General features: G+C 74.7%; 19 protein-coding genes. 11 read left to right on the top strand and 8 right to left on the bottom strand.

Annotated elements, in window-relative coordinates:
* Nucleotides 1-31: 31 nt before the first annotated feature.
* Nucleotides 32-1,774, top strand: a complete 1,743-nt coding sequence (locus AC3WUG_RS13285) for a DEAD/DEAH box helicase (protein WP_492328102.1) — start codon at nt 32-34, stop codon at nt 1,772-1,774.
* Between the two features lie 210 nt (nt 1,775-1,984).
* Here the strand turns inward: AC3WUG_RS13285 and AC3WUG_RS13280 are convergent, their stop codons facing one another.
* The 7 genes from AC3WUG_RS13280 to AC3WUG_RS13250 form a co-directional block, all read right to left on the bottom strand.
* The gene (locus tag AC3WUG_RS13280) at nt 1,985-2,866 is read right to left on the bottom strand and encodes an oxygenase MpaB family protein (RefSeq protein ID WP_492328101.1); all 882 of its coding nucleotides are present in this window, start codon (nt 2,864-2,866) and stop codon (nt 1,985-1,987) included.
* A 421-nt stretch (nt 2,867-3,287) separates the two neighbouring features.
* Entirely contained in the window at nt 3,288-3,701 is a 414-nt protein-coding gene (locus AC3WUG_RS13275) for a hypothetical protein (RefSeq protein WP_492328100.1), read from the bottom strand.
* A gap of 151 nt (nt 3,702-3,852) precedes the next feature.
* On the bottom strand, nt 3,853-4,257 hold the full coding sequence (locus AC3WUG_RS13270; RefSeq protein ID WP_492328099.1) for a hypothetical protein: 405 nt from the start codon (nt 4,255-4,257) through the stop codon (nt 3,853-3,855).
* A gap of 187 nt (nt 4,258-4,444) precedes the next feature.
* Nucleotides 4,445-5,881 carry an RHS repeat-associated core domain-containing protein gene (locus AC3WUG_RS13265; protein WP_492328098.1) on the bottom strand — a complete coding sequence of 479 codons (1,437 nt, stop codon included), beginning with the start codon at nt 5,879-5,881 and terminating at the stop codon, nt 4,445-4,447.
* A 468-nt stretch (nt 5,882-6,349) separates the two neighbouring features.
* Nucleotides 6,350-12,352 carry an RHS repeat-associated core domain-containing protein gene (locus tag AC3WUG_RS13260; protein WP_492328097.1) on the bottom strand — a complete coding sequence of 2,001 codons (6,003 nt, stop codon included), beginning with the start codon at nt 12,350-12,352 and terminating at the stop codon, nt 6,350-6,352.
* A gap of 212 nt (nt 12,353-12,564) precedes the next feature.
* On the bottom strand, nt 12,565-13,188 hold the full coding sequence (locus tag AC3WUG_RS13255) for a MarC family protein (RefSeq protein WP_492328096.1): 624 nt from the start codon (nt 13,186-13,188) through the stop codon (nt 12,565-12,567).
* Nucleotides 13,185-14,027, bottom strand: a complete 843-nt coding sequence (locus tag AC3WUG_RS13250; RefSeq protein WP_492328095.1) for a PHP domain-containing protein — start codon at nt 14,025-14,027, stop codon at nt 13,185-13,187. The genes AC3WUG_RS13255 and AC3WUG_RS13250 overlap by 4 nt, the downstream gene beginning before the upstream one ends.
* 77 nt (nt 14,028-14,104) lie before the next feature.
* Between AC3WUG_RS13250 and AC3WUG_RS13245 the strand changes: the two genes are divergently transcribed.
* The gene (locus AC3WUG_RS13245) at nt 14,105-15,673 is read left to right on the top strand and encodes an aminopeptidase P family protein (RefSeq protein WP_492328094.1); all 1,569 of its coding nucleotides are present in this window, start codon (nt 14,105-14,107) and stop codon (nt 15,671-15,673) included.
* 66 nt (nt 15,674-15,739) lie between these two features.
* On the opposite strand, the gene AC3WUG_RS13240 is transcribed toward AC3WUG_RS13245, so the two are convergent.
* Nucleotides 15,740-16,477, bottom strand: coding sequence for a YflT domain-containing protein (locus AC3WUG_RS13240; protein WP_492328093.1), 738 nt, complete (start codon nt 16,475-16,477; stop codon nt 15,740-15,742).
* Nucleotides 16,478-16,638: 161 nt separating this feature from the next.
* Between AC3WUG_RS13240 and AC3WUG_RS13235 the strand changes: the two genes are divergently transcribed.
* The 9 genes from AC3WUG_RS13235 (at nt 16,639) to AC3WUG_RS13195 (ending at nt 25,775) form a co-directional block, all read left to right on the top strand.
* Nucleotides 16,639-17,982, top strand: a complete 1,344-nt coding sequence (locus tag AC3WUG_RS13235) for a magnesium transporter MgtE N-terminal domain-containing protein (protein ID WP_492328092.1) — start codon at nt 16,639-16,641, stop codon at nt 17,980-17,982.
* On the top strand, nt 17,975-18,583 hold the full coding sequence (locus AC3WUG_RS13230; protein ID WP_492328091.1) for a DUF1003 domain-containing protein: 609 nt from the start codon (nt 17,975-17,977) through the stop codon (nt 18,581-18,583). The genes AC3WUG_RS13235 and AC3WUG_RS13230 overlap by 8 nt, the downstream gene beginning before the upstream one ends.
* A 62-nt stretch (nt 18,584-18,645) precedes the next feature.
* A complete protein-coding gene (locus tag AC3WUG_RS13225) occupies nt 18,646-19,812 on the top strand; it encodes an Mrp/NBP35 family ATP-binding protein (protein WP_492328090.1) in 1,167 nt (388 codons plus the stop codon).
* A 209-nt stretch (nt 19,813-20,021) separates the two neighbouring features.
* Nucleotides 20,022-20,306, top strand: a complete 285-nt coding sequence (locus AC3WUG_RS13220) for a PspC domain-containing protein (RefSeq protein WP_492328089.1) — start codon at nt 20,022-20,024, stop codon at nt 20,304-20,306.
* Between the two features lie 106 nt (nt 20,307-20,412).
* The gene (locus tag AC3WUG_RS13215) at nt 20,413-21,231 is read left to right on the top strand and encodes a DeoR/GlpR family DNA-binding transcription regulator (RefSeq protein ID WP_492328088.1); all 819 of its coding nucleotides are present in this window, start codon (nt 20,413-20,415) and stop codon (nt 21,229-21,231) included.
* A 5-nt stretch (nt 21,232-21,236) separates the two neighbouring features.
* Nucleotides 21,237-22,499: a galactokinase gene (gene galK, locus AC3WUG_RS13210; protein ID WP_492328087.1), complete on the top strand. Its 1,263-nt coding sequence runs from the start codon at nt 21,237-21,239 to the stop codon at nt 22,497-22,499.
* A 233-nt stretch (nt 22,500-22,732) separates the two neighbouring features.
* A complete protein-coding gene (locus AC3WUG_RS13205; RefSeq protein WP_492328086.1) occupies nt 22,733-23,761 on the top strand; it encodes a permuted SH3 domain-containing protein in 1,029 nt (342 codons plus the stop codon).
* Complete coding sequence (locus AC3WUG_RS13200) at nt 23,758-24,576, top strand: ABC transporter ATP-binding protein (RefSeq protein WP_492328085.1); 819 nt, start codon at nt 23,758-23,760, stop codon at nt 24,574-24,576. The genes AC3WUG_RS13205 and AC3WUG_RS13200 overlap by 4 nt, the downstream gene beginning before the upstream one ends.
* On the top strand, nt 24,573-25,775 hold the full coding sequence (locus tag AC3WUG_RS13195; RefSeq protein WP_492328084.1) for an ABC transporter permease: 1,203 nt from the start codon (nt 24,573-24,575) through the stop codon (nt 25,773-25,775). Before AC3WUG_RS13200 ends, AC3WUG_RS13195 begins: the two co-directional genes overlap by 4 nt.
* Nucleotide 25,776: the final 1 nt, after the last annotated feature.

Here is a 25,776-nt window from a genome sequence, read left to right as displayed (position 1 = left end):
GCACGCCACCTTCACGAGTGAAGAGCAGTCCGTGACCTCGACCGACCCCAGCACCACCGACGCCCTCGCGCCCGAGGACGTCGCCGTGGAGACCATCGACACCCCCACCGCCGCCTCCGTGCAGGCCGCCGACGTGACCTTCGCGGACTTCGACGTCCGCCCCGAGATCGTCCAGGCGCTCGCCGACGCCGGCATCAGCACCCCGTTCCCGATCCAGGCGATGACGCTGCCCGTGGCGCTGTCCGGCCACGACATCATCGGCCAGGCCAAGACCGGCACCGGCAAGACGCTCGGCTTCGGCGTCCCGCTGCTGCACCGCGTCGTCGCCCCCGGCGAGGACGGCTTCGACACCCTGCCCGCCCCGGGCAAGCCGCAGGCGATCGTCATCGTCCCGACCCGGGAGCTCGCGGTCCAGGTCGCCGGCGACCTGGAGACCGCCTCCAAGCGGCGCTCCGTCCGCATCGCGCTGCTCTACGGCGGCCGCGCGTACGAGCCGCAGATCGAGATGCTGCAGCGCGGCGTCGAGGTCGTCGTCGGCACCCCGGGCCGCATGATCGACCTGATGAACCAGGGCCACCTGGACCTGTCCCGGATCAAGTGCGTCGTGCTGGACGAGGCCGACGAGATGCTCGACCTCGGCTTCCTGCCCGACGTCGAGAAGCTGCTGGCCCGCACCCCCGCCTCGCGGCACACCATGCTGTTCTCGGCCACCATGCCGGGCGCCGTCGTCGCGATGGCCCGCCGCTACATGACGCAGCCGACGCACATCCGCGCCTCCGAGCCCGACGACGCCGGCCAGACGGTCAAGAACATCAAGCAGGTCGTCTACCGCGCGCACGCGCTCGACAAGGTCGAGGTGCTGTCCCGCATCCTGCAGGCCGAGGGCCGCGGCCTCACCATCGTGTTCGCCCGCACCAAGCGCACCGCCGCGAAGGTCGCCGACGAGCTCGTCGAGCGCGGTTTCGCCGCCGGCGCCCTGCACGGCGACCTCGGCCAGGGCGCGCGCGAGCAGGCCCTGCGCGCGTTCCGCAACGGCAAGGTCGACGTCCTGGTCGCCACCGACGTCGCCGCCCGCGGCATCGACGTCGACGACGTCACGCACGTCATCAACTACCAGTGCCCCGAGGACGAGAAGACCTACCTGCACCGCACCGGCCGCACCGGCCGCGCGGGCAACAAGGGCACCGCGGTCACGTTCGTCGACTGGGACGACGTCCCGCGCTGGGGCCTGATCGACAAGGCGCTGGAGCTCGGCTTCCCGGAGCCGCAGGAGACGTACTCCTCGTCGCCGCACCTGTACACTGACCTCGGCATCCCCGAGGGCACCACCGGGCGCCTCCCCCGCTCCAAGCGGACCCGCGAGGGCCTGGACGCCGAGGTGCTCGAGGACCTGGGCGAGACCGGCAAGCGGCACTCGTCGGGCCGGGACTCGGGCCCGCGCGACGGCGGCCGCGGCGGCCGGGACTCCGGCCCGCGCGGCGGCTCCCGCGAGGGCGGGCGCGGCGAGGGCCGCGGTCGCTCCGAGGGCGGCGCGCGGACCGAGGGCGGCGAGGGCGGGCGCTCGCGCAGCCGTCGTCGCGGCGGCTCGGGCGACGCCCCCGTCGCGTCGGCCGCGGCCGAGGGCTCGACCGGCCCCGCCGAGGCGACCACCGGCCCCGCCGAGGGCCGCGAGGACGGCGCCGCCCCGCGCCGCCGGCGCAACCGCCGGCGCACCCGCGGCGGCCAGGGCGGCGGCACGGGCGAGCAGGCCCCGACCGCCCCCGCGGAGGCCTGACCCGCACGTACCGCACGCCCGAGGGCGCCCCGGCCACCCGGCCGCGGCGCCCTCGCGCTGTCAGCCCGCACGGTGAGGTCGTCACAACCTGACGAGGTCGTCACTCGTTTCCGCCGACCTCACCAGGTTGTGACGACCTCACGGGCGGACGGCTGCCGGCCGGCGTCACCGGACCGGGCGGGTCGACGGACGACCTGGCCCGGAGCCGGGTCAGGCGCGCGCGTCCGCCGTCGGCGGGGCCGGGGTCGTCGCGAGGGCCCAGCGGATCAGGCGGGTGATCGCCCGGCCGCCGGCGGGGGCCAGCGTCGCGTCCAGCCACGGCACGTCCGGCAGCCCGAGCGGCGCGCGCGACGCCCGCGGCAGGCCCGCGATCGCCGCCGCCGCGAGCACCCCGTACGGCAGCCGGACCGGCACGGGCAGCGGCGGGTCGGCGAGCAGGAACTCCGCGGCCTCCCGCGCCGCCGGCGTCCCGCGCAGCTCCGGGAGGTACGAGTCGAGCGCGGCGCGCAGCCCTGCGGCCGTCTCGGGGAGGTCCTCGGCGCCGAGCGCGCGCCCGACCCGGGCCGACTGCGCCACGTAGGCGTCGCAGCCCGCCGTGTCGAGCGGGTGCGCCCCGTACCGCTGGTGCGCGGTGAGGAACGCGTGCGCCTCGGTGATGTGCACCCAGCGCAGCAGGTGCGGGTCCGAGGCGGCGTACGGCTCGCCGTCCTCGGTGACGCCCGTGATCCGGTCGTGGATGGCCCGCACGGTCGCGACCGCCTGCTCGGCGTGCTCGGCGGTGCCGAACGTCGTGACGGCGAGGAACGTGCTGGTGCGCTGCAGCCGGCCCCACGGGTCGCCGCGGTAGCCGGAGTGCGCCGCGACGGCCGCCATCGCGAGCGGGTGCCAGGACTGCAGCAGCAGCGCGGTCAGCCCGCCGACGAACATGGACGCGTCGCCGTGGACCCGCCGGATCGCGTCGTCGGGGCCGAACCAGCGCGGCCCGGGGGTCAGGTGGATCCGGTCGCGCACCTGCGGGCCGCGCGGGCCGGCGACGCGGGCGAACAGCTCGTCGCCGAGCCGGCCACGGAGGGACGAGGTGGGGGTGCTCACGCGCCGATCCTCGCCCCGCGGGCGCCGCGCGGCGAGCGGGCGGGCGGCGGCGTCCGCCTCACGACCCGGCGTGGAACACGAACGCGGCCGCAGCGACCTGGACCAAGAACCCAGGCGACACGGCGCGCAGTCATCGCGGTGCGCTGGACCGTCCCCGCGGCCTGCCCACCAGCGAGGGACACGGCAAGACTGTCCCCGCGACGAAGGCACGCGCCGCTGTTCCAGCCGCTGTACCCGCACTCAGCGACCGCCGCGAGCCCAGCTGCCACTTCGCTGATACCCACGAGACCGATGGCAACGCCCCCGAGCGCAACCACCCTTGCGTCACCACGAGACCGAGCACCACGACGGCCACGGTCGCGGTGGAGACGCCCCCACCCACGGCGCCCAGCGAAACCGCTTACCTCGCCGGGAGGTGCCGTCATCGCGTGCCCTCAGCGACTGCCAGCGCCAGGAACTGCAGCACGAGCGAGGTGACCGCAGCCAGCGTTCTCAACCGGTCCCATGCGTCGTCTCGCGGCCGCGAGCGCTTACCCCTGTACCGGCCGACCCGGTGCCGCTCGCGACTCGGGGGGAAGCACAACGAGACGACGGACACCACGTGAGCGGCCATTACCACCGCTCGGGCTTCCATCGAGTCGTGCAACACCACGAGGACGGCAGAGGTCATGGCCGTCGCAACCCCGGGTGACCACCACACGCGCTTGGCGAAGCGATCCAACGGCGCGTACGGGTGCGGCGTCCAGTTCTGCGTGATGACGCACGCGAGCAAGGCACCGAAGGGCAGTGCGGCGAGCGCCGGTTCGATGAGCGTCGCAGGGGACCACGCCGTCATCCGCAGATCGACCCTCGGACTGCGCCGAAGGCAGATCCTCCGAGCTGCACACCCGCTCGCGCGCCGAGCGCCGCATTCCTCGAGGATGCGTTCACGTGGCGTGACGTGATCGCGGTCTGCCGGGCGGAGCCACCGCAGCGAATGCCCCGGGTCATCCCGCACCATCGGCCACGCGAAGAGCGAGGACCTGCAGCACCAGCCCGACCACCACTGCCACCCGTCGTAGCCCTCGCCAGCTGTCGGTCTCCGGCTTCGCCCGGCGACCTGTGACGACCTGGCGCGACGGGCGCACGCGTCCCGGCCGGAACCACAGCGAGGGCGCCACGAGGGCGATCGCGCAGAACGCCGTGGCACGCGCCTGCCACGACCGGTACAGCACGACCGCCACCGCGGCGGAGCACATGCAAGCCGTGCCGGAGACCCACCACCACCGCTCCGTGAACCATCTCGGCGGGCCGAACCGCATGGCACCTTCCATGTACGCGCAGCACATGAACGCGACGAAGTACACCACGACGAGCACCGCTTCGAGCGCGAGCGAGGACGGCATCAGCACCAACCCCAGCGCGACCTGACACCCGAACACACACCCGACGTGGGTACGCGAATGGCAGCGGCGCCGTCGCTGCCAATCGGCCGACTCCGCCCTGGCGGCCCGTGCTGCTCCGGTCGTCGTGACCTCGCAGTCAGGCAGGTCCAGAGAGGGAGTCGCACATTATCGGCCCTCGTCCTCATCAGAGCACTCACCGGCAGTTCGAGCCGTACTCGGTACTCACTACCGTGCCGGCCGCTGACCACACAGCCGACTCGAGCTTCGCGGCAGAGCGCGACCGATCAGCGCCGTGCCTCGCGGACATCGCCGTCTTCTTCACTGTGTCGGCCGCACCCGCTCCCGCCGCGGAGATCGCTGCGCTGACTCCGCGATCGCGGCAGACGCCCGTCGTCCAGCCGTGGTACGCACAGTCCGCCAGGCCAGCCATCACACCCGCCCCGATACTGAGCGCGGTCAGTCCAGTAGTCACGACGACGAGCACCCCGCCTGTCGCGATGGCGCCGACCACCAGTGCCGCGACGCCAGCACCCACTCCGATGTTGGCCCACGTGTCCGCCGTCCACGTCCACGGCTGGTACCAGATCAGCCCCAGCGGGTCGACGAACATCAGCGGGTTCCCGTGCGTGTACCCGTACAGGCTCAGGCTGACGTCGAACAGCGGGTCCACCGACAGGAACTGTGCCGTCGCCGGGTCCAGGTACCGCGCCCTCAGGTAGACCAGCCCCGTCGGGTCGGTGTACTCGCCCGCGAAGCCGAACGCTGTCACCGCGCCGACGAGCGCCACCCCGGCGACCCCGACCGGCGTGCCGTACGGGGTGTAGTCCGTCGCGGCGACCGTCGCGGCGTCGGCGTCCGTCACCGCGCGGACGCTGCCGATGACGTCGCCGTGCAGGTAGAGCCACCCGTGCTCGTCGTCGTGCTGCGCGACCGGCGACCCGGTCGGCCCGTGGACGTACCGGGCGGCGCCGTCGCCCAGCAGGAGCGGGATCTCCCCCTCGACGTCCCAGAGGAACGTCCGCGACGTCCCATCCGTGTCGGCGGCGGTGGCCCGCAGGCCGTCGCCGTCGTACGTGTAGGTCCACAACGACGTCCAGGACGCCCCCGCCTTGGCGACCTGTCGCGACTCGCGGGCGACGTGCCCGGCCGAGATCGCTGTCCTCCTGACGGTGTCAGCCGCGCGGGTGGCGACGAACGAGGTCGTGACGTTGATGGGACGCTGACGGCTGATCCCGCTGTTCCACCCGCTGTAGCCGCAGTTCGACGCCGCGGTTACAGCTTGGGAGCCGACGCTCAAGGCTGTCAGGCCGGCGACAGCCAGAGCTACCGCCTCGCTCGTGAAGAACGAGCCGAGGACTAGCCCTGCGATTCCGGCGCCGGTGCCGAAGGTCGACCACGGGTCCGCCGACAGGGACTGCGCCGCCCTCGGGTCCAGGTACCGCGCCCGGCGGTAGACCGACCCATCGGGTCGGTCTACTCGCCCCAGAAGCCGAACGCAGTCACCGCGCCGACGAGCGCCGCCCCGGCGACCTCGACACCGTCCACGTCCGAGTCCGATCAGGCCATCGCATCCGCGGTCCTCCACCGTCCTCGATCGGCCGACCGCGCCGTGGTTCGTCCAGTTGATCATGGCGCCTCGTGAGCCACGACCACCGTCACGAACTGCAGCACTACCGACAATACGGCCAGCGTCTCCCGCAGTCCTCGCCACCCGTCGCGACGTGGAACCGCTCGACGACCTTCACTCCGCCGCGATGCTCGCGGGCGGCTCGGTGGGAACCACAAGGACGACACGGAAACGGCTACCGCCGCGAGAGCGCACAGCCGCGCGGCCCATCCCGGTACCAGGACAGCCTGCACGCACGCGGTCGACCCCATCACGACCCCGGAACTCCACCACAACTTGGTGCCGACGTCTCGCAAACCCGCTCCGAGCATGACCCAGCCCTGAGTCGGTACGAGCGAGAGGAAGGCCACGAACGCCGCCACCACGACGAGCGCTCCAGTGAGCGGAGCCATCATCCGTTCGCTTCGCAGGGGAGGTCGTGCCCCGGGACGAGGCCAGCCCGAGACGCTTCCGTCGTGTCGGCACGTATGGTCATCCGCAGATGCTCCCTCGCGCGGTGCCGAAGGCAGAGCCTGCGAACCCGGCGCTCGTGCGCTCAACGTGTACTCGGAAGCGTGAGCTGTCGCTCACGTGCCTGGCGGTGAACGCCGTTCCCGGAGACGCCATCGAGAGGCGCGCCCCAGTGGCCGACGCCGCGAGGTCGATCCCGCGACCGCGGCATGTGCCGCTCGTCCAACCGTCGTAGCCACAGTCGGCGACCATCGCCATGGCTGCGGCCCCCACGCTGACGGTCGTCAGACCGATCCCGACCACACCGAGCGCGCCCCCCGTCGCGACCGTACCCACCACGACCGCCACCACCCCGGCCACCACCCCGATGTTCGACCACGTGTCCGCCGTCCACGTCCACGGCTGGTACCAGATCAGCCCCAGCGGGTCGACGAACATCAGCGGGTTCCCGTGCGTGTACCCGTACAGGCTCAGGCTGACGTCGAACAGCGGGTCCACCGACAGGAACTGTGCCGTCGCCGGGTCCAGGTACCGCGCCCTCAGGTAGACCAGCCCCGTCGGGTCGGTGTACTCGCCCGCGAAGCCGAACGCTGTCACCGCGCCGACGAGCGCCACCCCGGCGACCCCGACCGGCGTGCCGTACGGGGTGTAGTCCGTCGCGGCGACCGTCGCACCGTCGCCGTCCGTCACCGCGCGGACGCTGCCGATGACGTCGCCGTGCAGGTAGAGCCACCCGTGCTCGTCGTCGTGCTGCGCGACCGGCGACCCGGTCGGCCCGTGGACGTACCGGGCGGCGCCGTCGGCGAGCAGGAGCGGGATCTCCCCCTCGACGTCCCAGAGGAACGTCCGCGACGTCCCATCCGCCTCGGCGGCGGTGGCCCGCAGGCCGTCGCCGTCGTACCCGTAGGTCCACGAGGCCCCGTCGGCGTCGTCGAGGCCGATCAGGCGGTTCGCCGCGTCCCAGGTGTACGTGCGGTCCCGGTCACCACCCTGCTCCGCCAGCCGGTTGCCCCGGGCGTCGGCGGAGTACTGCGTCCGCACTCCGGCGATCCGCGCGGAGGTGAGGGTCCCGGCGTCGTCGTAGGTGAGCGTCGTGCCGTCGGGCAGCGCCGCGACCTGGCCGCCGGCGGCGTAGCCGAGCTCGCCCGCCCCGGAGCCGGTCACCCGCGCCAGCCGCGCCTGGTCGTCCCAGCCGTACCCCGTGCTCAGGTCCGCCCCGGGGCGCACGGCGTCCGCTCCGGAGAGCAGCCCGCCGTCCGTGTAGGCGTACGCCAGGTCGAGCAGCGCGCCCCCGGGGCCGGAGGTCGCGATCCCGGCCACCCGGCCCGCGGCGTCGCGGTCGTACGACGTGGTCACGCCGTTCGGGTACGAGGCCGAGGCGATCCCGCCGTCGTCGTCCCACCCGAAGGCGTACCGTCCGCCGGCCCAGTCCTCGACCGCGGTGAGCTGGCCCGCCGCGTCCCACTCGCGGGCCACCCGCGACCCGTCGGGGTAGGTGGTCGCGACGACGCGACCGAGCGGGTCGCGCTCGTAGGCCACGGTGCCGGCCGGCGCGCGCACCTCGGCGAGCCGCCCGGCCGGGTCGTACGTGTAGGCGGTGGTCCCAGTGCCGTCCGTCATCTCCGTCCGGCGGCCCGCCGCGTCGTAGGCGTACGACACGTCCGCCGTGCCGGTCGGGTAGCGGACGGCGACGACCCGGCCGGCGGCGTCGTGATCGAGCTCGGTGACCTCGCCGTCCGGCGCGGTGCTCGCGACCACCCGGCCGGCGCCGTCGTGGGTGAGCGCGGTGACCCGGCCGGCGGCGTCGGTGCGGGTCGCGACCTCGCCTCGTGCGGAGTACGTGTACGTGGTGCTCGCCCCCGCCGCGTCCGTGTAGGTCAGCAGCCGGCCCGCGGCGTCGTACTCCCAGGTCTGCTCCTCGCCGTCCGCCGTCGCGGTGGTGCGGACCCGTCCCGCCGCGTCGTAGGTCGCCGTCACCTCTCGCCCGTCGCCGTCCGTGACGGTCACCGGACGGCCCGCCTCGTCGTACGTCGTCCGCGTGACTCCGCCGGTCGCGTCCGTCACAGCCACCAGCTGCCCGGCGGCGTCGTGCTCGGCCCGGGTGGTCGCCCCGCCGGGCGTCGTCGTCGCGAGGACCAGCCCGCGTCCGTCGTAGGTCGCCCGGGTGACGCGGCCGAGCGGGTCGGTGACCGCGACCAGGTTGCCCGCGGCGTCGTACCGGTGCTCGGTCGTGCCCCCGGCGGGGTCGGTGACCACCGCCACCCGCCCTGCGCCGTCGTAGGTGGACGTGGTGGTCGCACCGGTCGGGTCCGTCGCCGACACCACCTGCCCGGTCGGGTCGTGCGACCAGGTCCAGGTCCGGCCGTCCCCCTCCTGCATCCGCGTGACGCCGCCCTCGGCATCGCGATCCAGCTCCGTCCTGGCCCCGGTCGGGTCGGTCACGGCCGTGACCCGGTCCGCGCCGTCGTACTCGTAGACCGTCACGGCGCCCGTCCCGTCGGTCTCCGAGAGCAGGCGACCCGCCGCGTCGTGCTCCAGCAGGGTGGCCGAGCCGTCGGGCGCCACGACCCGCTCGACGTGGCCCGCGGCGTCGTACTCGTACGACGTCTGCAGCCCTGTCGGGTCGATCTCCGCCGCCACGGTGCCGTCGCCGTTGACGGTGTACCGGGTCGTCGCACCGGTCGCGTCCGTCGACGCCACCAGGTTCCCGCGCTCGTCGTACTCGGCCCGCTGCGTCGTCCCGTCCGGCGCCGTCGTGCCGAGCACCCGGCCTGCGGCGTCCCGCTCGAACGTCGTCGTGCGACCGAGCTCGTCCGTGGCGGAGACGAGGCCGCCCTGGGCGTCATACTCCGCCGTGGTCACGCCACCCGCGCTGTCCTCCGTCCGGATCACCTGGTTCGTCGGCCCGTACTCCATCCGCCGGGTCCGCTCGACGTCCGTGCCGAGCGCGGTGGTCACCTCGCGCAGCTGGTTGTCCACGTACCGTTCCACGCTGACGCCGCCGTCCGGCCACGTGACGGTCGTCGTCCCGTCGCCGTACTCGAACGTGGTCGCGTAGCCGAGGGCGTCCGTCTGGGTGACGACCCGGTTCGCCGCGTCGTACGCGTTCGTCAGCACCCCGCCGATCGGCGACGTGACCGTCTCGATCCGGTGGTCCTGGTAGGTGTACCGCGTCACGGCGCCGTCCGGCCCGGAGACCGCCACCAGGTCGCCGTCCTCGGAGTACTCGTACCGGACCTCCCGCCCGAGGGCGTCCGTCACCGTCTCGATCCGGTCGCCCACCCAGCCGTAGCGCAGGACGGCTCCCGTGCTGGACTCCACGCGCACCACCCGGTCGTCCGCACGCACGACGGCGTGGGCGTTGCCGTTGCGGTCCTCGACCCGGGTGAGCCGGCCTTCGTCGTCGAAGGTGAACGACTCGGCGCCGTGCCGGGCCAGGACGAACCCGCCCGCGTCGTCCCCGGTCAGGGTGGCGAGCACGCGAGCGGCAGCGGAGTACGTGCCGTCCGTGGCCCGGGTGAAGGTGACCGTGCTGCCGTTCTCCTGCACCACCTCGACTGCCGACGCACCCGCCAGCCCGGAGCCGGTCGCCGACGCCGTGCGCCGCACGTGCATCTCGACATCCGTCGACCAGCCGTGCCCCAGCGCGCCCGCCTCGTTCTTCCGCCAGGTGGAGAAGTGCCGCTGCTGCTCCAGCGGCAGGCCGGCGGTCGAGGCCCGCAGATCGGTGACCGAGTCCCAGAGCTCGCCCGTCGCGCTGTTCACGGGATCGCCGTGGCAGCACTGGGACTGCGCCTGGGACGGGTTGCGGCCGCCGGTGGTCTCGGCCCGGCTCGGGCCCGAGGAGCCGACACCGGTCGTCGGCCAGGTTCCCTGGACCAGGGAGCGGATGCGCCGGTTGTTCTGATCGAGGACGAACAGCGATGTCCCGTTCGACGCGATGCCGCTGATGGAGCTGAAGCGGGCCTCGGAGGCGTTTCCGTCCCGGTAACCGCCGGCGTCGGCGTCGCCGGCGATCGACACCGTCGTCCCGTCCGACTTCGCGATCCGCACCACCTCCCTCGTCGTCGCGGCGTACAGGTAGTCGCCCGCGGAAACGAGAGAGGGATAGCTGGTCCGTGGCACGCCCGCCGGGAGTACGACCTGCTCACCGGTTCGTACGTCGATGCGCGTGATCCACGCGTTCTGGTACCGCGGGATGAGATCCCGATACTCCTCGAAGGAGGCGAACCAGAGGTAGCGGTCGTCGGCGGTGAGACTCTGCGCGTGAGTGACCCAGCCACTGGCTGCTGCCGGGATCCTCGCCGCCGCCGAACTGGTGCCGTCCGTCGGATCAATGCGGAACACGGTCGAGTTCACGGCCGTGTACACCTGACCGTCGCCCGCGACCGTGATCCCCTTGACCAGGCTGTCGATGAGAACCGTCGACACCGCCCCGGTCGTCAGGGACATCTTCCGCAGACACCTGATCTCGGGGTTCCCCGACGTCGCGCAGCTGTGCGCCACGTACAGGAACTGCCCGTCGTCAGAGATCGAGGCGCCCCCGCTGAAGGTCGCCCGCAGCGGGTCGGGCGAGTCCTTCTGCCCGGCGACGCCCGTCCCGGCGACCGTCGCGACGGCCCCCGTTGCCAGGTCGACCACGCGCAGGCGGTTGCTGTCCACGAAGTACCCACGGTTCCCGATGACGTGCAGACCCGACGGCGCGGTGAACTGGGCCGACGACGCGGGACCGTCGCGGTACCCCGTCTCACCGCTCCCGGAGAACGTGGACACCAGGGCGGGCGCGATCGCCACGGTCGAGCGGGCGACGTCGGGCAGCCGGCGCTCGGGCTCCTGCGTGTTCGCGAGAGCGCGCACCCGTCGGTTGTTCCGCTCCGTGACGAACAGGGTCGTGCCGTCCGAACCCAGCCCCGAGATCGAGTCGAACCAGGCCTCGGCCCCGGAACCATCCAGGTGCCCGAGTGCGGTGGGCTGGCCGGCGACAGTGCGCGCGGGGCCGCCCGTGGTGTCGAGCAGCACGACGCGGCTGGACGTCACCGCGTACAGCCGATCCCCCACGAATCGCAGCGACGAGTACTGCAGCGGCAGGTTCTCGCTGACGACCGGAGTCTGCGCCCCGGTCAGCGGGTCGACGCGCACCAGTCGCGGGTCCTTCGTCAGCGTCGTGATGCCCGAGACGTACGAGTCTATGGCGGACACCCACAGGTACCGCCCGTCGGAGGCCATGCCCTGGACGTTCACGGTGGTGCCGCCGGCGCGGGCGATCGTCGCGATCGTCGTGGACTCCCCCGTGGCCGGGTCCACCCGCGTGACGCCCGCGGACGTCGCGCCGTACAGCACGCCATCCTGCCGGGCGAGGAACTGCTCGGGTATCGAGATCCGCACCGTCCGGACGGCCCCCGTGGTCAGGGAGTAGGTGCGCAGGCACGTCCGGTGCAACCCGTTGCTCTGCGGGCAACTCGCGATGAAGTACAGGAGCTCCCCGTCGTCGGCCATCGCGGCGGTCCCGTCGACCTTCGCGGCCATCGGGTCGGTCGAGTCGCTGTACCCGACGACGCCGGTCCCCGCGACCTTCCGGACCTCGCCGGTGGTGAGATCGACGGTCCGCAGGTACCCGGTGTCGAACACGTAGCCCAGGTTCCCGATGACGTGCATCCCGCGCGGCGCGAGGAAACCCGCGTCCGCCCCGACGCCGTCGGCGGACTCGGCGAGGCCGCTGCCGGCGAGCGTCGAGACGGCCGCGATCGTGTCGGGCAGGCCGGCCCTCTCGGACGAACGGTCGGCGGACCGCCCTTCGCCTTCCTGCGGCGCTGCCGGGGCGGGCTCGGGACGAGGATCCGCCGCCGGCTCGGCTCCGGGCTGAGGCTCGAGCGCGGTCTCGGGCTCGGTCTCGAGTTCGGTCTCCGGCGCCCCCGGGACGACCACCGATCCGGCCGGGCGGCCCCGGTCGGCCACCGCGGTCGGCAGGTGGAACCCCGTCACCGCCACGCAGGCCACGACCGACGACGCGACGATCCGCCGCACGCGCGCGCGGAGCGTGCCGGGGTGGGAGGGACCGGAGCCGGATCGACCACGCAGGAGCACGAGCACACCGCCGTCGCTGGGGAGCACGAGACGACCGACCCACCGGGTCGGTCCGCGCGGCTGCGAGCGACGACGCTATCGGCGGCCCGACGCCCTCACAAGGGTCACTTCGGGGACGCACACGCTCGCGGCGACACCGCCGCGACCGCGCGCTACGCCGCCTTCACGAACGCCGTCACCGCGTCCGCCACCAGCTGCACCGCGATCGCCGCCAGCAGCAGACCGGCGATCCGCGTCACCAGCGTCGTCCCCGAGTCGCCGAGCAGCCGGTGGATGACCCCCGCGAACCGCATCGCCAGCCAGAGGCACACGTGCACCAGCACGATGCCGACCGCGATCGCCACCCAGTCGGCCAGGGTCCCGTCGCTCTGCTGCACGAACACCATCACCGCGACGATCGCGCCCGGCCCCGCGAGCAGCGGGGTCCCGAGCGGCACCAGCGCGACGTTGACCTTGGAGTTCCCGGACGGCTGCGGCTCCTCGGACTTGCCGGTCAGCAGCTCCATCGCGACGAGCAGCAGCAGCAGGCCGCCGGACGCCTGCAGGGCGGGCAGCGAGATGTGCATGTACGACAGCAGGCTCTGCCCGAACACGGCGAACGCGAGCACGACGCCGAACGCGACGAGGATCGCCTGCCGGGCGGCGCGGTTCCGCTGCTGCCGGGTCATCGTGCCGGTGAGCCCGAGGAAGATCGGCACCGTCCCGGGCGGGTCCATGATGACGAACAGGGTGATGAAGACCTCGGACAGCAGCCGCCAGTCGAGCACCGCGCTCATCCGCGCACCACCGCCGTGCGGCCCCGGCGCTCGATCTCCGCGAGCACCTCCGGAGCCGTCGTGTTCTCGCCGAGCACGTTGTCCTTCCCCGTCCCGTGGTAGTCGCTCGACCCCGTGACCAGCAGCCCGAGCCGGTCGGCGAGCGCCGTCAGCCGGGCGCGCTGCTCGGGGGTGTGGTCCCGGTGGTGCACCTCGAGCCCTGCGAGCCCGGCCTCGGCCAGCTCCTCGATGTCGGCGTCCGGCACGACCCGGCCGCGGCCGTCGGCGCCGGGGTGCGCGAACACCGGCACCCCGCCGGACGCCAGGACCGCCTGGACGGCCTCGACCGCCTCCGGTGCGTAGTAGGGCACGTAGTACCGGCCGCGCGCCGACAGCAGGTCGGCGAACGCCGCGGTCCGGTCGGGGACGACGCCGAGCGCGACCAGCGCGTCCGCGATGTGCGGCCGGCCGACGACCGTGCCGGGCGACTGCTGCGCGAGCACGTCGTCCCAGGTGATCGGCAGGTCCTCGGACAGCCGCTCCACGATCGCCCGGCCGCGGTGCAGCCGCGCGTCCCGGGTCTGCGCGACCACGTCCGCGAGCGCAGGCGCGGCCGGGTCCTGCAGGTACGACAGCAGGTGCACGCTGACGCCGCGCGACAGGGCGGACACCTCGGTGCCGGGGACGAGGGCGACGCCGAGCCGCCGGGCGGCGTCGGACGCCTCGGCCCAGCCGGCCGTCGTGTCGTGGTCGGTCAGCGCGACGACGTCGAGGCCGGCCGCGGCGGCCGAGGCGACCAGCTCCCCCGGGGTCTCGGTGCCGTCGGAGACCGACGAGTGGGTGTGGAGGTCGATGCGCACCGCGCAAGGCTACTCACCGGTACCGGTGACCTGCGCCGCCCGCCCCCTCGCCCCGTCCGCGGTGCCAGACTGGGCGCATGGCCACCGACCCCACGCCCGAGACCCCCGCGCCCGCCCTGTCCGAGCCCGCCGAGGGCGAGCAGACCCTCGCCGACCGCGGCTCGAACCGCAGCCAGCGCCCCCAGTCGGCCGCGTTCCTCGACTGGGTGACCTCCGGCTGGGCCGAGCGCCCCGCGAGCAGCGCGGTCCCGGGCCCGGCGGCCCCGTTCACCGCCGCGCGCCGTGCCCGCCTGGCCGCCGCGTTCCCGGGCGAGCGCCTCGTGGTCCCGGCCGGCTCCTACAAGGTGCGGTCGAACGACACCGACTACCGGTTCCGCCCGCACTCGGCGTTCGCCCACCTCACCGGCCTGGGCGCCGAGCAGGAGCCCGACGCCGTGCTGGTGCTGCACCCCGCCGCGGACGGCGAGGGCGACGAGCTGCCCGGCGGCGGCCGGTCCACGCACCGCGCCGTGCTCTACATGCGCCCGCTCGCGGGCCGGGACACCGAGGAGTTCTTCTCCGACGCCCGGTACGGCGAGTTCTGGGTCGGCCCGCGCCCCACGCTCGAGGACATGGCGACGGTCACCGGGATCACGACGGCGCACAGCGACGACCTGCGCGACGCCCTGGCCAAGGACGCGGGCGCCGACGGCGTGCGCGTGCTGGTCGTCCCGGGCGTGGACGAGGCCGTCGAGGCCGTCGTCGCGGAGATCCGCGCGGCCGAGGACGCGGGCGAGCGCGACGCGGTGCTCGTCGAGGCGCTGTCCGAGCTGCGGCTGGTCAAGGACGAGCACGAGGTCGCCGAGCTGCGCAGCGCCGTCGCCGCGACCGCCGAGGGCTTCGCGGAGGTCGTCCGCCGGCTGCCCGAGGCCGTCGCGCACCGGCGCGGCGAGCGCGTCATCGAGGGGACGTTCCTGTCCCAGGCGCGCGTCGAGGGCAACTACGTCGGCTACGAGACCATCGCCGCCGCCGGGCCGCACGCGACCACGCTGCACTGGACGGACAACGACGGGCAGGTCCGCGAGGGCGAGCTCGTGCTGATCGACGCGGGCGTCGAGGTCGACTCGCTCTACACCGCGGACGTGACGCGCACCCTGCCGGTCGACGGCACGTTCACCGACGCGCAGCGGCGGGTCTACCAGGCCGTGCTCGACGCCGCGGACGCCGCGTTCGCGGTCGCCGTGCCGGGCAACCGGTTCCGCGACGTGCACGCGGCCGCGATGGACGTGATCGCCGACCGGCTGGGCGCGTGGGGCATGCTGCCCGTCCCCGTCGAGGAGTCGCTGAGCCCCGAGGGCCAGCAGCACCGCCGCTGGATGGTGCACGGCACGAGCCACCACCTCGGGCTGGACGTGCACGACTGCGCGCAGGCCCGCCGGGAGATGTACCTGGACGCGGTGATCGAGCCGGGCATGGTGTTCACCATCGAGCCGGGCCTGTACTTCCAGGTCGACGACCTGCGGGTCCCCGAGGAGCTGCGCGGCATCGGCGTGCGGATCGAGGACGACGTGCTCGTGACCGCCGACGGCAACGAGAACCTGTCCGCCGCGCTCCCCCGCACCCCGGAGGACGTCGAGGCGTGGATGGCGGGGCTGCTCCCCCGCTGACGCCACGATCCAGGCAGCACGACGGCCCGGTCCCCCTCCGCGCGAGGGGAACCGGGCCGTCGGTCGTCAGTCCTGCTTCTCGGCGCCCGGCTGGGTCTCGGGCGCACCCGCCGGCGGCTGCGGGGCGAGCTGCCCGTAGCGGGGCTCGGCCGGCGGCTGCGGCGCGAGCTGGCCGTAGCGCGGCTGCGCGGGCGGCTGTCCCGGGGCGACCGGCGGCTGGCCCGGCGCGGGCTGCCCCGGCGCGGGCTGCGGGTACGCCGCCGTCCGGTCGGACGGCCGCCCGCCCATCGGGGCCGCGGGCGGCACCGGCGTCGCCGCACCCACCCGCACGCCGCCGACCTCGCGCAGCATCTGGCGCGCCTCGTGCGCGCGCTCGGCCCGGCACAGCACGGCGTACTGCGCGGCGACGATCTGGCTCTGCGACGTGAAGTCCCGCTTCCCGCGGCTGGTCGCGTAGACGAGCACCGCGAGCAGCAGGCCCGCGGCGCCGCCGAACAGCACGGCCGCGAACAGGATCCCGGAGGAGCCGCCGGACAGGAGGAACAGCAGGCCGATGAACACGCCGAACCACGCGCCCGACCCGAACCCGCCCATCGCGACGCGCGCGTAGGTCAGGCGGCCGGTGACGCGCTCCACCATGCGCAGGTCGGTGCCGACGATCGTCACCATCTGGACCGGGAACTGGTGGTCCGAGAGGTGGTCGACGGCCTTCTGCGCCTCGAGGTACGTGCCGTAGGACGCGACCGTCTCGCCCTGGGGCAGCGTGGGCGTCTGGGGGATGCGGGCACCGCCGGTGAACGACATGCCTCCATCCTCGCCCCACGGGGGGTCGCGGCGCCAGGCGGTACGGCCGATACGCAGGGGTTTCGTGGTCGGCGTCCAGGATCCGGCCAGGGTCGCACCCGGCCCGGGACCACCCGCGTCGCGGCGCGCCCCGGGGGCGTGCGCCGTCTACGCTGACCACCGTGAGCGGCACCGGGACCCGAGTCTTCGTCGCGCGCCTCGCCGGCACCAACGTCTTCGACCCCATCGGCGACCAGGTCGGGCGGGTCCGCGACGTCGTCGTGCTGCTCCGCCCCAAGGGCGCCCCGCGCGCGGTCGGCCTGGTCGTGGAGGTGCCCGGCAAGCGCCGGGTGTTCGTGCCGCTGACCCGGGTGACCGCGATCGACGCCGGCCAGGTCATCTCCACCGGCCTGGTGAACATGCGCCGGTTCGAGCAGCGCCCGTTCGAGACCCTGGTGGTCGGCGAGCTGTTCGACCGCACCGTGCAGCTCGCCGACGGCTCCGGCTCGGCGACGGTCGAGGACGTCGCGATCGAGCGGCAGCGCAACGGCGACTGGCTGGTCGCCAAGGTGTTCGTCCGCAAGCACACGGGGCGCGGCGGGCTGCTGCGCCGCCGCGGGGTGCCCGAGCTGCTCGACATCGACGAGATCGCCGGGCTGGCGCGCACCGCCGCGGATGCCCAGGGCGCCGCGCTGCTGCTCCAGCAGTACGACGAGCTGAAGCCCGCGGACCTCGCGGACGTGCTGCACGACATGGGCTCGACCCGGCGGATGGAGGTCGCGGCCGCGCTGGACGACGAGCGCCTCGCCGACGTGCTGGAGGAGCTGCCCGAGGACGACCAGGTCGCGATCCTGTCGCACCTGGAGCGCACCCGCGCCGCCGACGTCCTCGAGGCGATGCAGCCCGACGACGCCGCCGACCTGCTCGGCGAGCTCCCCGACGACCAGCAGGCCGAGCTGCTGGCCCTCATGGAGCCCGAGGAGGCGCGGGACGTCCGCCGGCTGCTCGCGTACGAGGACAACACCGCGGGCGGCCTGATGACGACCGAGCCGGTCGTCCTGGGCCCCGAGACGCCGATCGCCGCGGCGCTCGCCCACGTGCGCCGCAAGGACCTCACCCCCGCCCTGGCGTCGATGGTGTTCGTCGTCCGGCCGCCGCTGGAGACGCCCACCGGCCGGTTCATCGGCGTCGTGCACCTGCAGCGCCTGCTGCGCGAGCCGCCGCACGAGGCGATCGGCGCCCTGGTCGACACCGACATCGACCCCGTGCCCGCCGACGCGCCGCTGCTCGCGGTGACCCGCCGGCTGGCGACCTACGACCTGCTCGCGATCCCCGTCGTCGACGACGACCGTCGGCTGCTCGGCGCCGTCAGCGTCGACGACGTGCTCGACCACCTGCTGCCCGAGGACTGGCGCGAGACCGACGAGGAGGTGCAGCCCGTCCCGACGGGCGAGGTGCCCGCCGTCGGCGCCCGCGGCGGCCGCCCCGCGGCACGCCCGACCCCGAGGGGAGGCCGCCGTGGCTGACCGTCTCGACACCCCGAAGACCGCGCGCCGCAGCCTGCTGCCCAAGCTCGAGGACGACGCGTTCGGCAAGGTCTCCGAGGGCATCGCCCGGTTCATGGGCACGCCCAAGTTCCTGCTCTGGCTGAGCCTGTTCTGCGCGGCCTGGCTGGTCTGGAACTCGTGGGGCCCGGAGCACCTCCGGTTCGACAAGGCCGCCAACGGCTTCACCGCCCTCACGCTCATGCTGTCGCTGCAGGCGTCGTACTCCGCGCCGCTGATCCTGCTCGCGCAGAACCGGCAGACCGACCGCGACCGGGTGCAGGCCGAGCAGGACCGGCAGCGCGCCGAGCGGAACCTGGCGGACACCGAGTTCCTGGCCCGGGAGATGGCGGCCCTGCGCATCGCCCTGTCCGAGGTCGCCACCCGCGACTTCGTCCGGTCCGAGCTGCGGAACCTGCTGGAGGAGCTGGTCGAGGAGCGCGAGGCGGCCGAGGACGACGCCGCGGACACGGCGCGCGACGCGGCCGCGCGGGACCGGGTCGACCGCGGGCGCGCCGACCGCGCCCGCGAGCGGGACCGCCGGGCGGTCGCGGACGACCGCGGGCGCACCCCCACGGGCTGAGCCGCGGGTCTCGCGCCCGGGTCCCGGCCGGCACCACCGCGGGCGCACCTACGATGGACGGCATGTCGCCCGCGCTGGACACCCGTGACCCCGAGGCCGTCGCCGCCGCCGTGCGGGAGGCCCTCACCCGGGTGCTCGACCCGGAGATCCGGCGGCCGATCACCGACCTCGGCATGGTCCGGTCGGTCGACGTCGACACCACCCCGGCCGCGGGCGCGCTCGTCACCGTCGGCATCGACCTGACGACCGCCGGGTGCCCGCTGCGGGACACCATCACGAAGGACGTGACCGCGGCCGTGCGGACCGTCGAGGGCGTCGCGGACGTCCGGATGGCGCTCGGCGTGATGAGCCCCGAGCAGCGCGCGGCCCTCACCGAGCGGCTGCGCGGCGGCGCCGAGCCCGTGATCCCGTTCAGCAAGCCGACCTCGCTGACGAAGGTGTTCGCCGTCGCCTCCGGCAAGGGCGGCGTCGGCAAGTCGTCGGTCACGGCGAACCTCGCCGTCGCGATGGCGCAGCAGGGGCTGCGGGTCGGCGTCGTGGACGCGGACATCTACGGCTTCTCGATCCCGCGGATGCTCGGCGTGACCCAGCCGCCGACCCGCGTCGACGAGATGCTGCTCCCGCCGATCGCGCACGAGGTCAAGGTGATCTCGATCGGCATGTTCGTCCCGCCGGGCCAGCCCGTCGTCTGGCGCGGGCCGATGCTGCACCGCGCCCTCCAGCAGTTCCTCGCGGACGTGTTCTGGGGCGACCTCGACGTGCTGCTGCTCGACCTGCCGCCCGGGACCGGCGACATCGCCATCTCGGTGGCGCAGCTGCTGCCCGGCTCCGAGCTGGTGGTCGTGACGACCCCGCAGCTCGCGGCGGCGGAGGTCGCCGAGCGCGCCGGGTCGATCGCCACCCAGACCCGGCAGGGCGTCGTCGGCGTCGTCGAGAACATGGCCTGGCTGGAGCAGCCGGACGGCTCGCGGCTGGAGCTGTTCGGCGCCGGCGGTGGCGCGCGGGTGGCCGCGGGGCTGTCCCGCTCGACCGGCACGACCGTCCCGGTGCTGGGCCAGGTGCCGCTCGACATCCGGCTGCGCGAGGCCGGCGACGGCGGGACGCCCGTCGTGCTCACCGACCCGGACTCCCCCGCGGCGGTCGCGCTGCGCGGGGTGGCGACGGCGCTGACCGCTCGCTCGCGCGGGCTGGCCGGGAAGTCGCTCGGGCTGACGCCGGTCGGGCGCTGACGCCCGCCGGGCGCCGTCCCCCCGCGGGCGGACCCCGCTCGTCCGCGCGGGCGACCCGCGACCGGCGCGGCCGGGCCGCCCGCGTCGCCCGTCCGGCCGACCCCGGTCCCGGTGATCTCAGGGGCGGCCCCGGGTCGTCCCCCGATGTGCCGCACCCCGGCTCCCCGGCAGTGTTCTGGGTATCAGAACCGACCGGAGGAGAGATGACGATGAACGGGATCTACGGCTTCATGTGGCGGCACGGCCTGGTCCGGCCCCAGGAGGGCCGGGTGCTCGGCGGGGTGTGCGCGGGACTCGCGCAGCGCGTGGGCATCGGCGCCTGGCCCATGCGCTGGCTCGCGGTGATCGTGCTGGTCGTGCTGCCGGGCACCCCGGTGCTGCTGTACCCGCTGCTCTGGATCCTCATGCCGCACCAGGCGTGGGTCGAGCGGTGGCACGGCCCTGAGGCGTACGCCCGGGCGTTCCCGCTCGCGCCGGCCGCCGCGGCCGCCTGAGCCGGCGTCGCGCCGCGGGCGTCCCTCCGACCCGCGGCGCGGCGCCCCACCCGCCCCCGACGCCGGCGGTGTTGGTTCCTGTCCGGTCCTGGTGGATACTGTCGCGGTGCTCGCGAGTCAGCGTCAGGACCGGATCCTCGCGGAGGTGCGCGCCCACGGAGCGGTCCGCGTCGCCGACCTGGTGGAGCAGCTCGACGTCTCCGAGATGACCGTGCGGCGGGACATCACCGAGCTCGACCGCGCCGGCCTCGTGCGCCGCGTGCACGGCGGGGCGGTGGCCGCGGACGGCGGGCCCGGCCGACCCACCGACGAGCCCGGCTTCGCCGAGAAGAGCACCTGGGCCACGGCCGAGAAGCGGGACATCGCCGCCCTCGCCGCCCGCACCATCGAGCCCGGCCAGGCCGTCGCGCTGTCGGCCGGGTCGACGGTGCACCTGCTCGCGCAGCAGATCGCCGCCGACCCCGCGCTGCGGCCGCTGACCGTGGTCACCAACTCGCTTCCGGTCGCGCGGACCCTGCACGACGCCGCGGCCGGGGCGGGCGCGCCCGCGCTCGACGTGATCCTCACCGGCGGCAGCCGCACCCCGTCCGACGCCCTGGTCGGCCCCGTCGCCGACACCGCGCTCGCGACGCTGCGGGTCGACCGGCTGTTCCTCGGCGTGCACGGCCTCGACGAGTCGGGTCTGATGACCCCGAACCTCGCGGAGGCCGCCACCGACCGCGCGCTGCTGCGGTGCGCGGCCGCCGTGACCGTGCTCGCCGACCACACGAAGTGGGGCGTGGTCGGGCTCGCCCGGATCGCGTCCCTGGAGGAGGTGGACGTCGTCGTCACCGACGCCGGACTCCCCGAGCCCGCCCGGGCGGTGCTGGCCGACGCCGGCTGCGCGCTGCTCACCCCGACCGACCACCAGCCCGAGGAGCGATGACCCGCATGGAGCAGCAGCACGAGGACACCCCGGTGTGGGTCGGGGCCTGGGAGCCCGCCGCGGGGGCCGAGCGCGTGCGCGCGCTGTTCGCCGACCGGTTCGGCGCCGAGCCCGACGCCACCTGGTCCGCGCCGGGCCGGGTGAACCTCATCGGCGAGCACACCGACTACAACGGCGGGCTCTGCCTGCCGTTCGCGCTCCCCCACCGCACCTACGTCGCCGTGCGCCGCACCGACGGCGACACCGTGCGCCTGGTGTCGGCGCAGGAGAGCACCGGCGTCCGCGAGGTCGCGCTGTCCGAGGTCGCGCCCGGCGCGGTGAGCGGCTGGCCCGCCTACGTCGTCGGCGTCGCCTGGGCGCTGCGCGAGGCCGGCCACGAGGTCGGCGGCTTCGACGTCGCGGTCGACTCGTGCGTCCCCTACGGCGCCGGGCTGTCCTCGTCGGCGGCCCTCGAGTGCGCCGCGGCGGTCGCCCTCGACGCCCTGTACGGCCTCGGCCTCGCGGGAACCGCGGACGCGCCGGACGACGCCGGGCGCGCCGCGCTGGCCGACGCGTGCATCCGCGCGGAGAACGAGATCGCCGGCGCCAGCACGGGCGGCATGGACCAGGCGGTGTCGCTGCGCGCCCGGGCCGGCCACGCGCTGCTGCTCGACTGCCGCGACGGGTCCACCCGGCACGTGCCGTTCGACCTGTCCGCGCACGACCTCGCGCTGCTCGTCATCGACACCAAGGCCGAGCACGCGCTCGTCGACGGCCAGTACGCCGCCCGCCGCGCCGCGTGCGAGGAGGCCGCGTCCCGCCTGGGCATCGCCACGCTCCGCGAGATCGACCTGCACGGGCTCGGCGACGCCCTCGCCGCGCTCGCGCACGGCACCGGCCCGGTCGGCGAGGGCCGCGACGAGGTCGAGGTGCTCGTGCGCCGGGTCCGGCACGTCGTCACCGAGATCGCGCGCGTCGAGGAGTTCGTCGGGCTGCTCGACGACGACCGCGTCGAGGAGGTCGGGTCGGCGATGGACGCCTCGCACGCCTCGCTGCGCGACGACTACGAGGTGTCCTGCCGCGAGCTCGACGTCGCGGTCGAGTCCGCGCGCGAGGCCGGCGCGCTCGGCGCCCGGATGACCGGCGGCGGGTTCGGCGGCTCGGCGATCGCGCTGGTGCGCGCCGACGCGGTCGACGCCGTGGCGGGTGCCGTCGCGGCGGCGTTCGCGGCCGAGGGCCTGCACGCGCCGGCGTTCCTGGTGGCCACCGCGAGCGCCCCGGCGGCCTGACCCACGCCGGGCGCTCGCCGAGATCGGTGCTTCTCGCCGAGATCGGTGCTCCGAACCACCGATCTCGGCCCGGAGCACCGATCTCGGCGCCAAGGCGGGCCGCGGGTGCCCGGGTCGTCCTCGTGGGAAGTCGGTGCCCGAAACCGGCCTCGGTAGTCCGCTTCGCGCGGTAGCGTTCGCCGCAAGATAGCGCGCGGCACCCCGGACCGCGCGCGTGGACCGGAGGAGGCGCCGTGGGCGTCACGCGCCGGATCGTGTTCCCCGCGATCCGCATCGTCCTGTGGGCGGTCATCGCCGTCGCCCTCGCGAAGATCGCGTTCGCGGGCGCCGACCGGGTGTCCGCGGCGGAGGACCCGCTGCAGCCGTCCGCCCAGGTGACCGAGCCGCAGGTGCAGGTCGCCACCGGCACCGTCACCAACGCGGTCACGGTCTCCGCCTCGGTCGTCGCGGACCCGGCGAAGCCCGTCCGGGCGACGCTCGCCGGCACCGTGCACCGGCTGCTCGCGGAGGACGGCCAGGCGGTCGCCGCCGACACCCCGGTGCTCGAGCTGCGCTCGGAGACCCCGGTCGACCCCACCGTCGCCACCGACCCGGAGACCGGGATGCAGACGGTCACCGAGAACAAGCCGAAGGTCACCCGGCAGACGGTGCTCGCGGGCACGCCGGGGACGCTGCGCCTCTCCGTGCTGAAGGACCAGGTCGTGGCCGTGGGCGACTCGGTCGGCACCGTCACCCCGGGCACGCTGTCCGTCCAGGGCACGCTGACGCCGGACCAGCAGTACCGGCTCGTGAACGCGCCGGGCGAGGCCACCGTCACGCTCAAGGGCGGTCCCGCGCCGTTCACCTGCACCGGGCTGCGGATCGGCGCGGCCGCGCAGGACGAGCCGGCCGACCCGCAGGCCCCCGACGCCGGCACCACCACGTCCGGGACCGTCTCCTGCGCCGTGCCGGCGGAGGTCACCGCGTTCCCGGGGCTGGGCGCGGACATCGAGATCGTGAACGGCACGGCCGAGGGCGCGCTCGTCGTGCCGGTGACGGCCGTCCAGGGCTCCGTGCAGAACGGCAACGTGTGGGTCGTCGGCGCCGACGGCGCGAGCGAGCAGCGCGCGGTGGTCCTGGGCCTCACCGACGGCAAGCAGGTGCAGATCACCGAGGGGCTGGCCGAGGGCGACACCGTCCTGGAGTACGCCCCGGTGTCGAGCCTGACCGACGTCGACTGCACCGACCCCGCCACCGCCGACCCGAACGTGTGCGGCGGATGAGCCTCCTGGAGCTGACGGACGTCACCCGGTCCGTGCGGCTGGCCGACGACCGGGTGCTGCACATCCTGCGCGGCGTCACGCTGAGCGTGGACGCCGGCGAGCACGTCGCCGTCGTCGGGCGCTCCGGCACCGGCAAGTCGACGCTGCTCAACCTGCTCGGGCTGCTCGACTCCCCCACCGAGGGCGAGTACCTGCTCGGCGGCACCTCCACCCGGCGGCTGTCGGGCCGCCGGCGGGCGCGGCTGCGCGGGGCGTCGTTCGGGTTCGTGTTCCAGCAGTTCAACCTGCTGACCGGGCGGACCGTGCTGGAGAACGTCGCCGCGCCGCTGCTGTACGCGCGGGGCCGGCAGTTCTGGTCCCGGGACCGGCTCGCGGCCGAGATGCTCGAGCGCGTCGGGCTGGGCGACCGGCTCGACGACCTGCCCGACCGGCTGTCCGGCGGCGAGCAGCAGCGGGTCGCGATCGCCCGGGCCCTGGTCCGCCGGCCGCGGGTGATCCTCGCCGACGAGCCGACCGGCGCCCTCGACGTCGACACCGGCGGCGCGGTGATGACGCTGCTGGACGACATCGCCCGGGAGTCCGGCGCGGCGCTCGTGACGATCACGCACGACCTCGCCGTGGCCGCGCGGTCCAGCCGGCACTACCGGCTGGCGGACGGCGTGCTGGTGCCGGTGACCCTGGTGGCCCCCGACCGGCCGGGGTCGCTCGCGGAGTGGGTGGGCGACGTCCCCACGCTCGGCGCGACCGCCGACGGGACGCCGGCCGCCGTCGGTGCCGGCCCCGACCGCCCCGCGCTCCCGGGCGGTGCCGCGTGACCGGGCTGGCCGGCGCGCTCGTCGAGGCCTGGGACGAGCTGCGGGTCCACAAGCTGCGGGTGCTGCTCTCGCTGATCGGCGTCGCGGCGGCGGTCACCGCGATCACCGGCGTCACCGCCGCCGTCGACATGCTCGGCCAGGCGATGCGGGAGCAGACCGAGCGCTGGAACGGCCGGGAGACCACGATCAGCGTCTCCGCGTGGTCGACGACGGGCGCCTCCGACGGGGCGGCCGCGTCCGCCGCGATGCTCGACGTCGTCGACCGGTACGCCGTCACCTACGCGTCGCGCACGACCTGGGGCCAGGTCGCCGCCGAGCTCCCGGGCGGAGCGCAGGTGCTCAACGGCCAGATGGTCGACCCCGCGTACGGGATCATCCACCGCATCGTGCCGACCCAGGGCCGGTACTTCGCGCCGGGCGACGCGGACCGGCTCGCGCCGACGCTGGTCGTCAACGAGGCGTTCCTCGCCGCGCTCGGCGCGGAGGACCTGTCCGGGCACCCGACCGTCGTCCTGCAGGGCCAGCAGCCCGTCACGGCCGAGGTGATCGGGGTGGTGCCGAACCAGTACACCGACGAGCCCCCGACCTACACGGTGCTGCTCGACCAGGCCGACCGCTGGGGGCTGGCCGTCGACCCGTGGGGCCAGGGGTCCCAGCCGCCGGCCCTCGAGCTGTGGGTGCCGCCCGCCGACGTGGACGCCCTGCGCGAGCGGGTGACCGCGGACCTGACCGCGGCGCTGCCCGGGTACCAGGTCGACGCCTACACCTCGGAGGGCGACCCCGCCGTGCTGGACGCCGCCGCGCGCTGGGTGGTGCTCGCGGTGAGCGGGTTCGCCCTGCTGCTCGGCGGCCTCGGGCTGCTCAACATCGCGCTGGTCACCGTCCGGCAGCGGATCCGGGAGATCGGCATCCGGCGGTCGTTCGGCGCCACGTCGGGCCGGGTGTTCTTCGGGGTGCTGCTCGAGTCGGTGGTCGCGACGCTGGTCGCGGGCGCGGTCGGGGTGGCCCTGGCCGTGGTCGCGCTCGACCTGCTGCCGGTCGACCGGATGTTCGGGACCGTCCTCCAGGACCGCCCGCCGTTCCCGCTGTCGGCGGCGCTCACCGGGCTCGCCTGCGCGGCGGGCGTCGGTGCGCTGGCCGGGCTGCTGCCCGCCGTCTGGGCGGTCCGGGTCAAGGTGATCGACGCGATCCGGTACTGAG

This window comes from Cellulomonas sp. EB106-03-03-XG116 (genome assembly GCF_058792015.1).
Note: the sequence above shows the minus strand (reverse complement) of the source record. Positions and strands in the feature narration are given on the sequence as shown.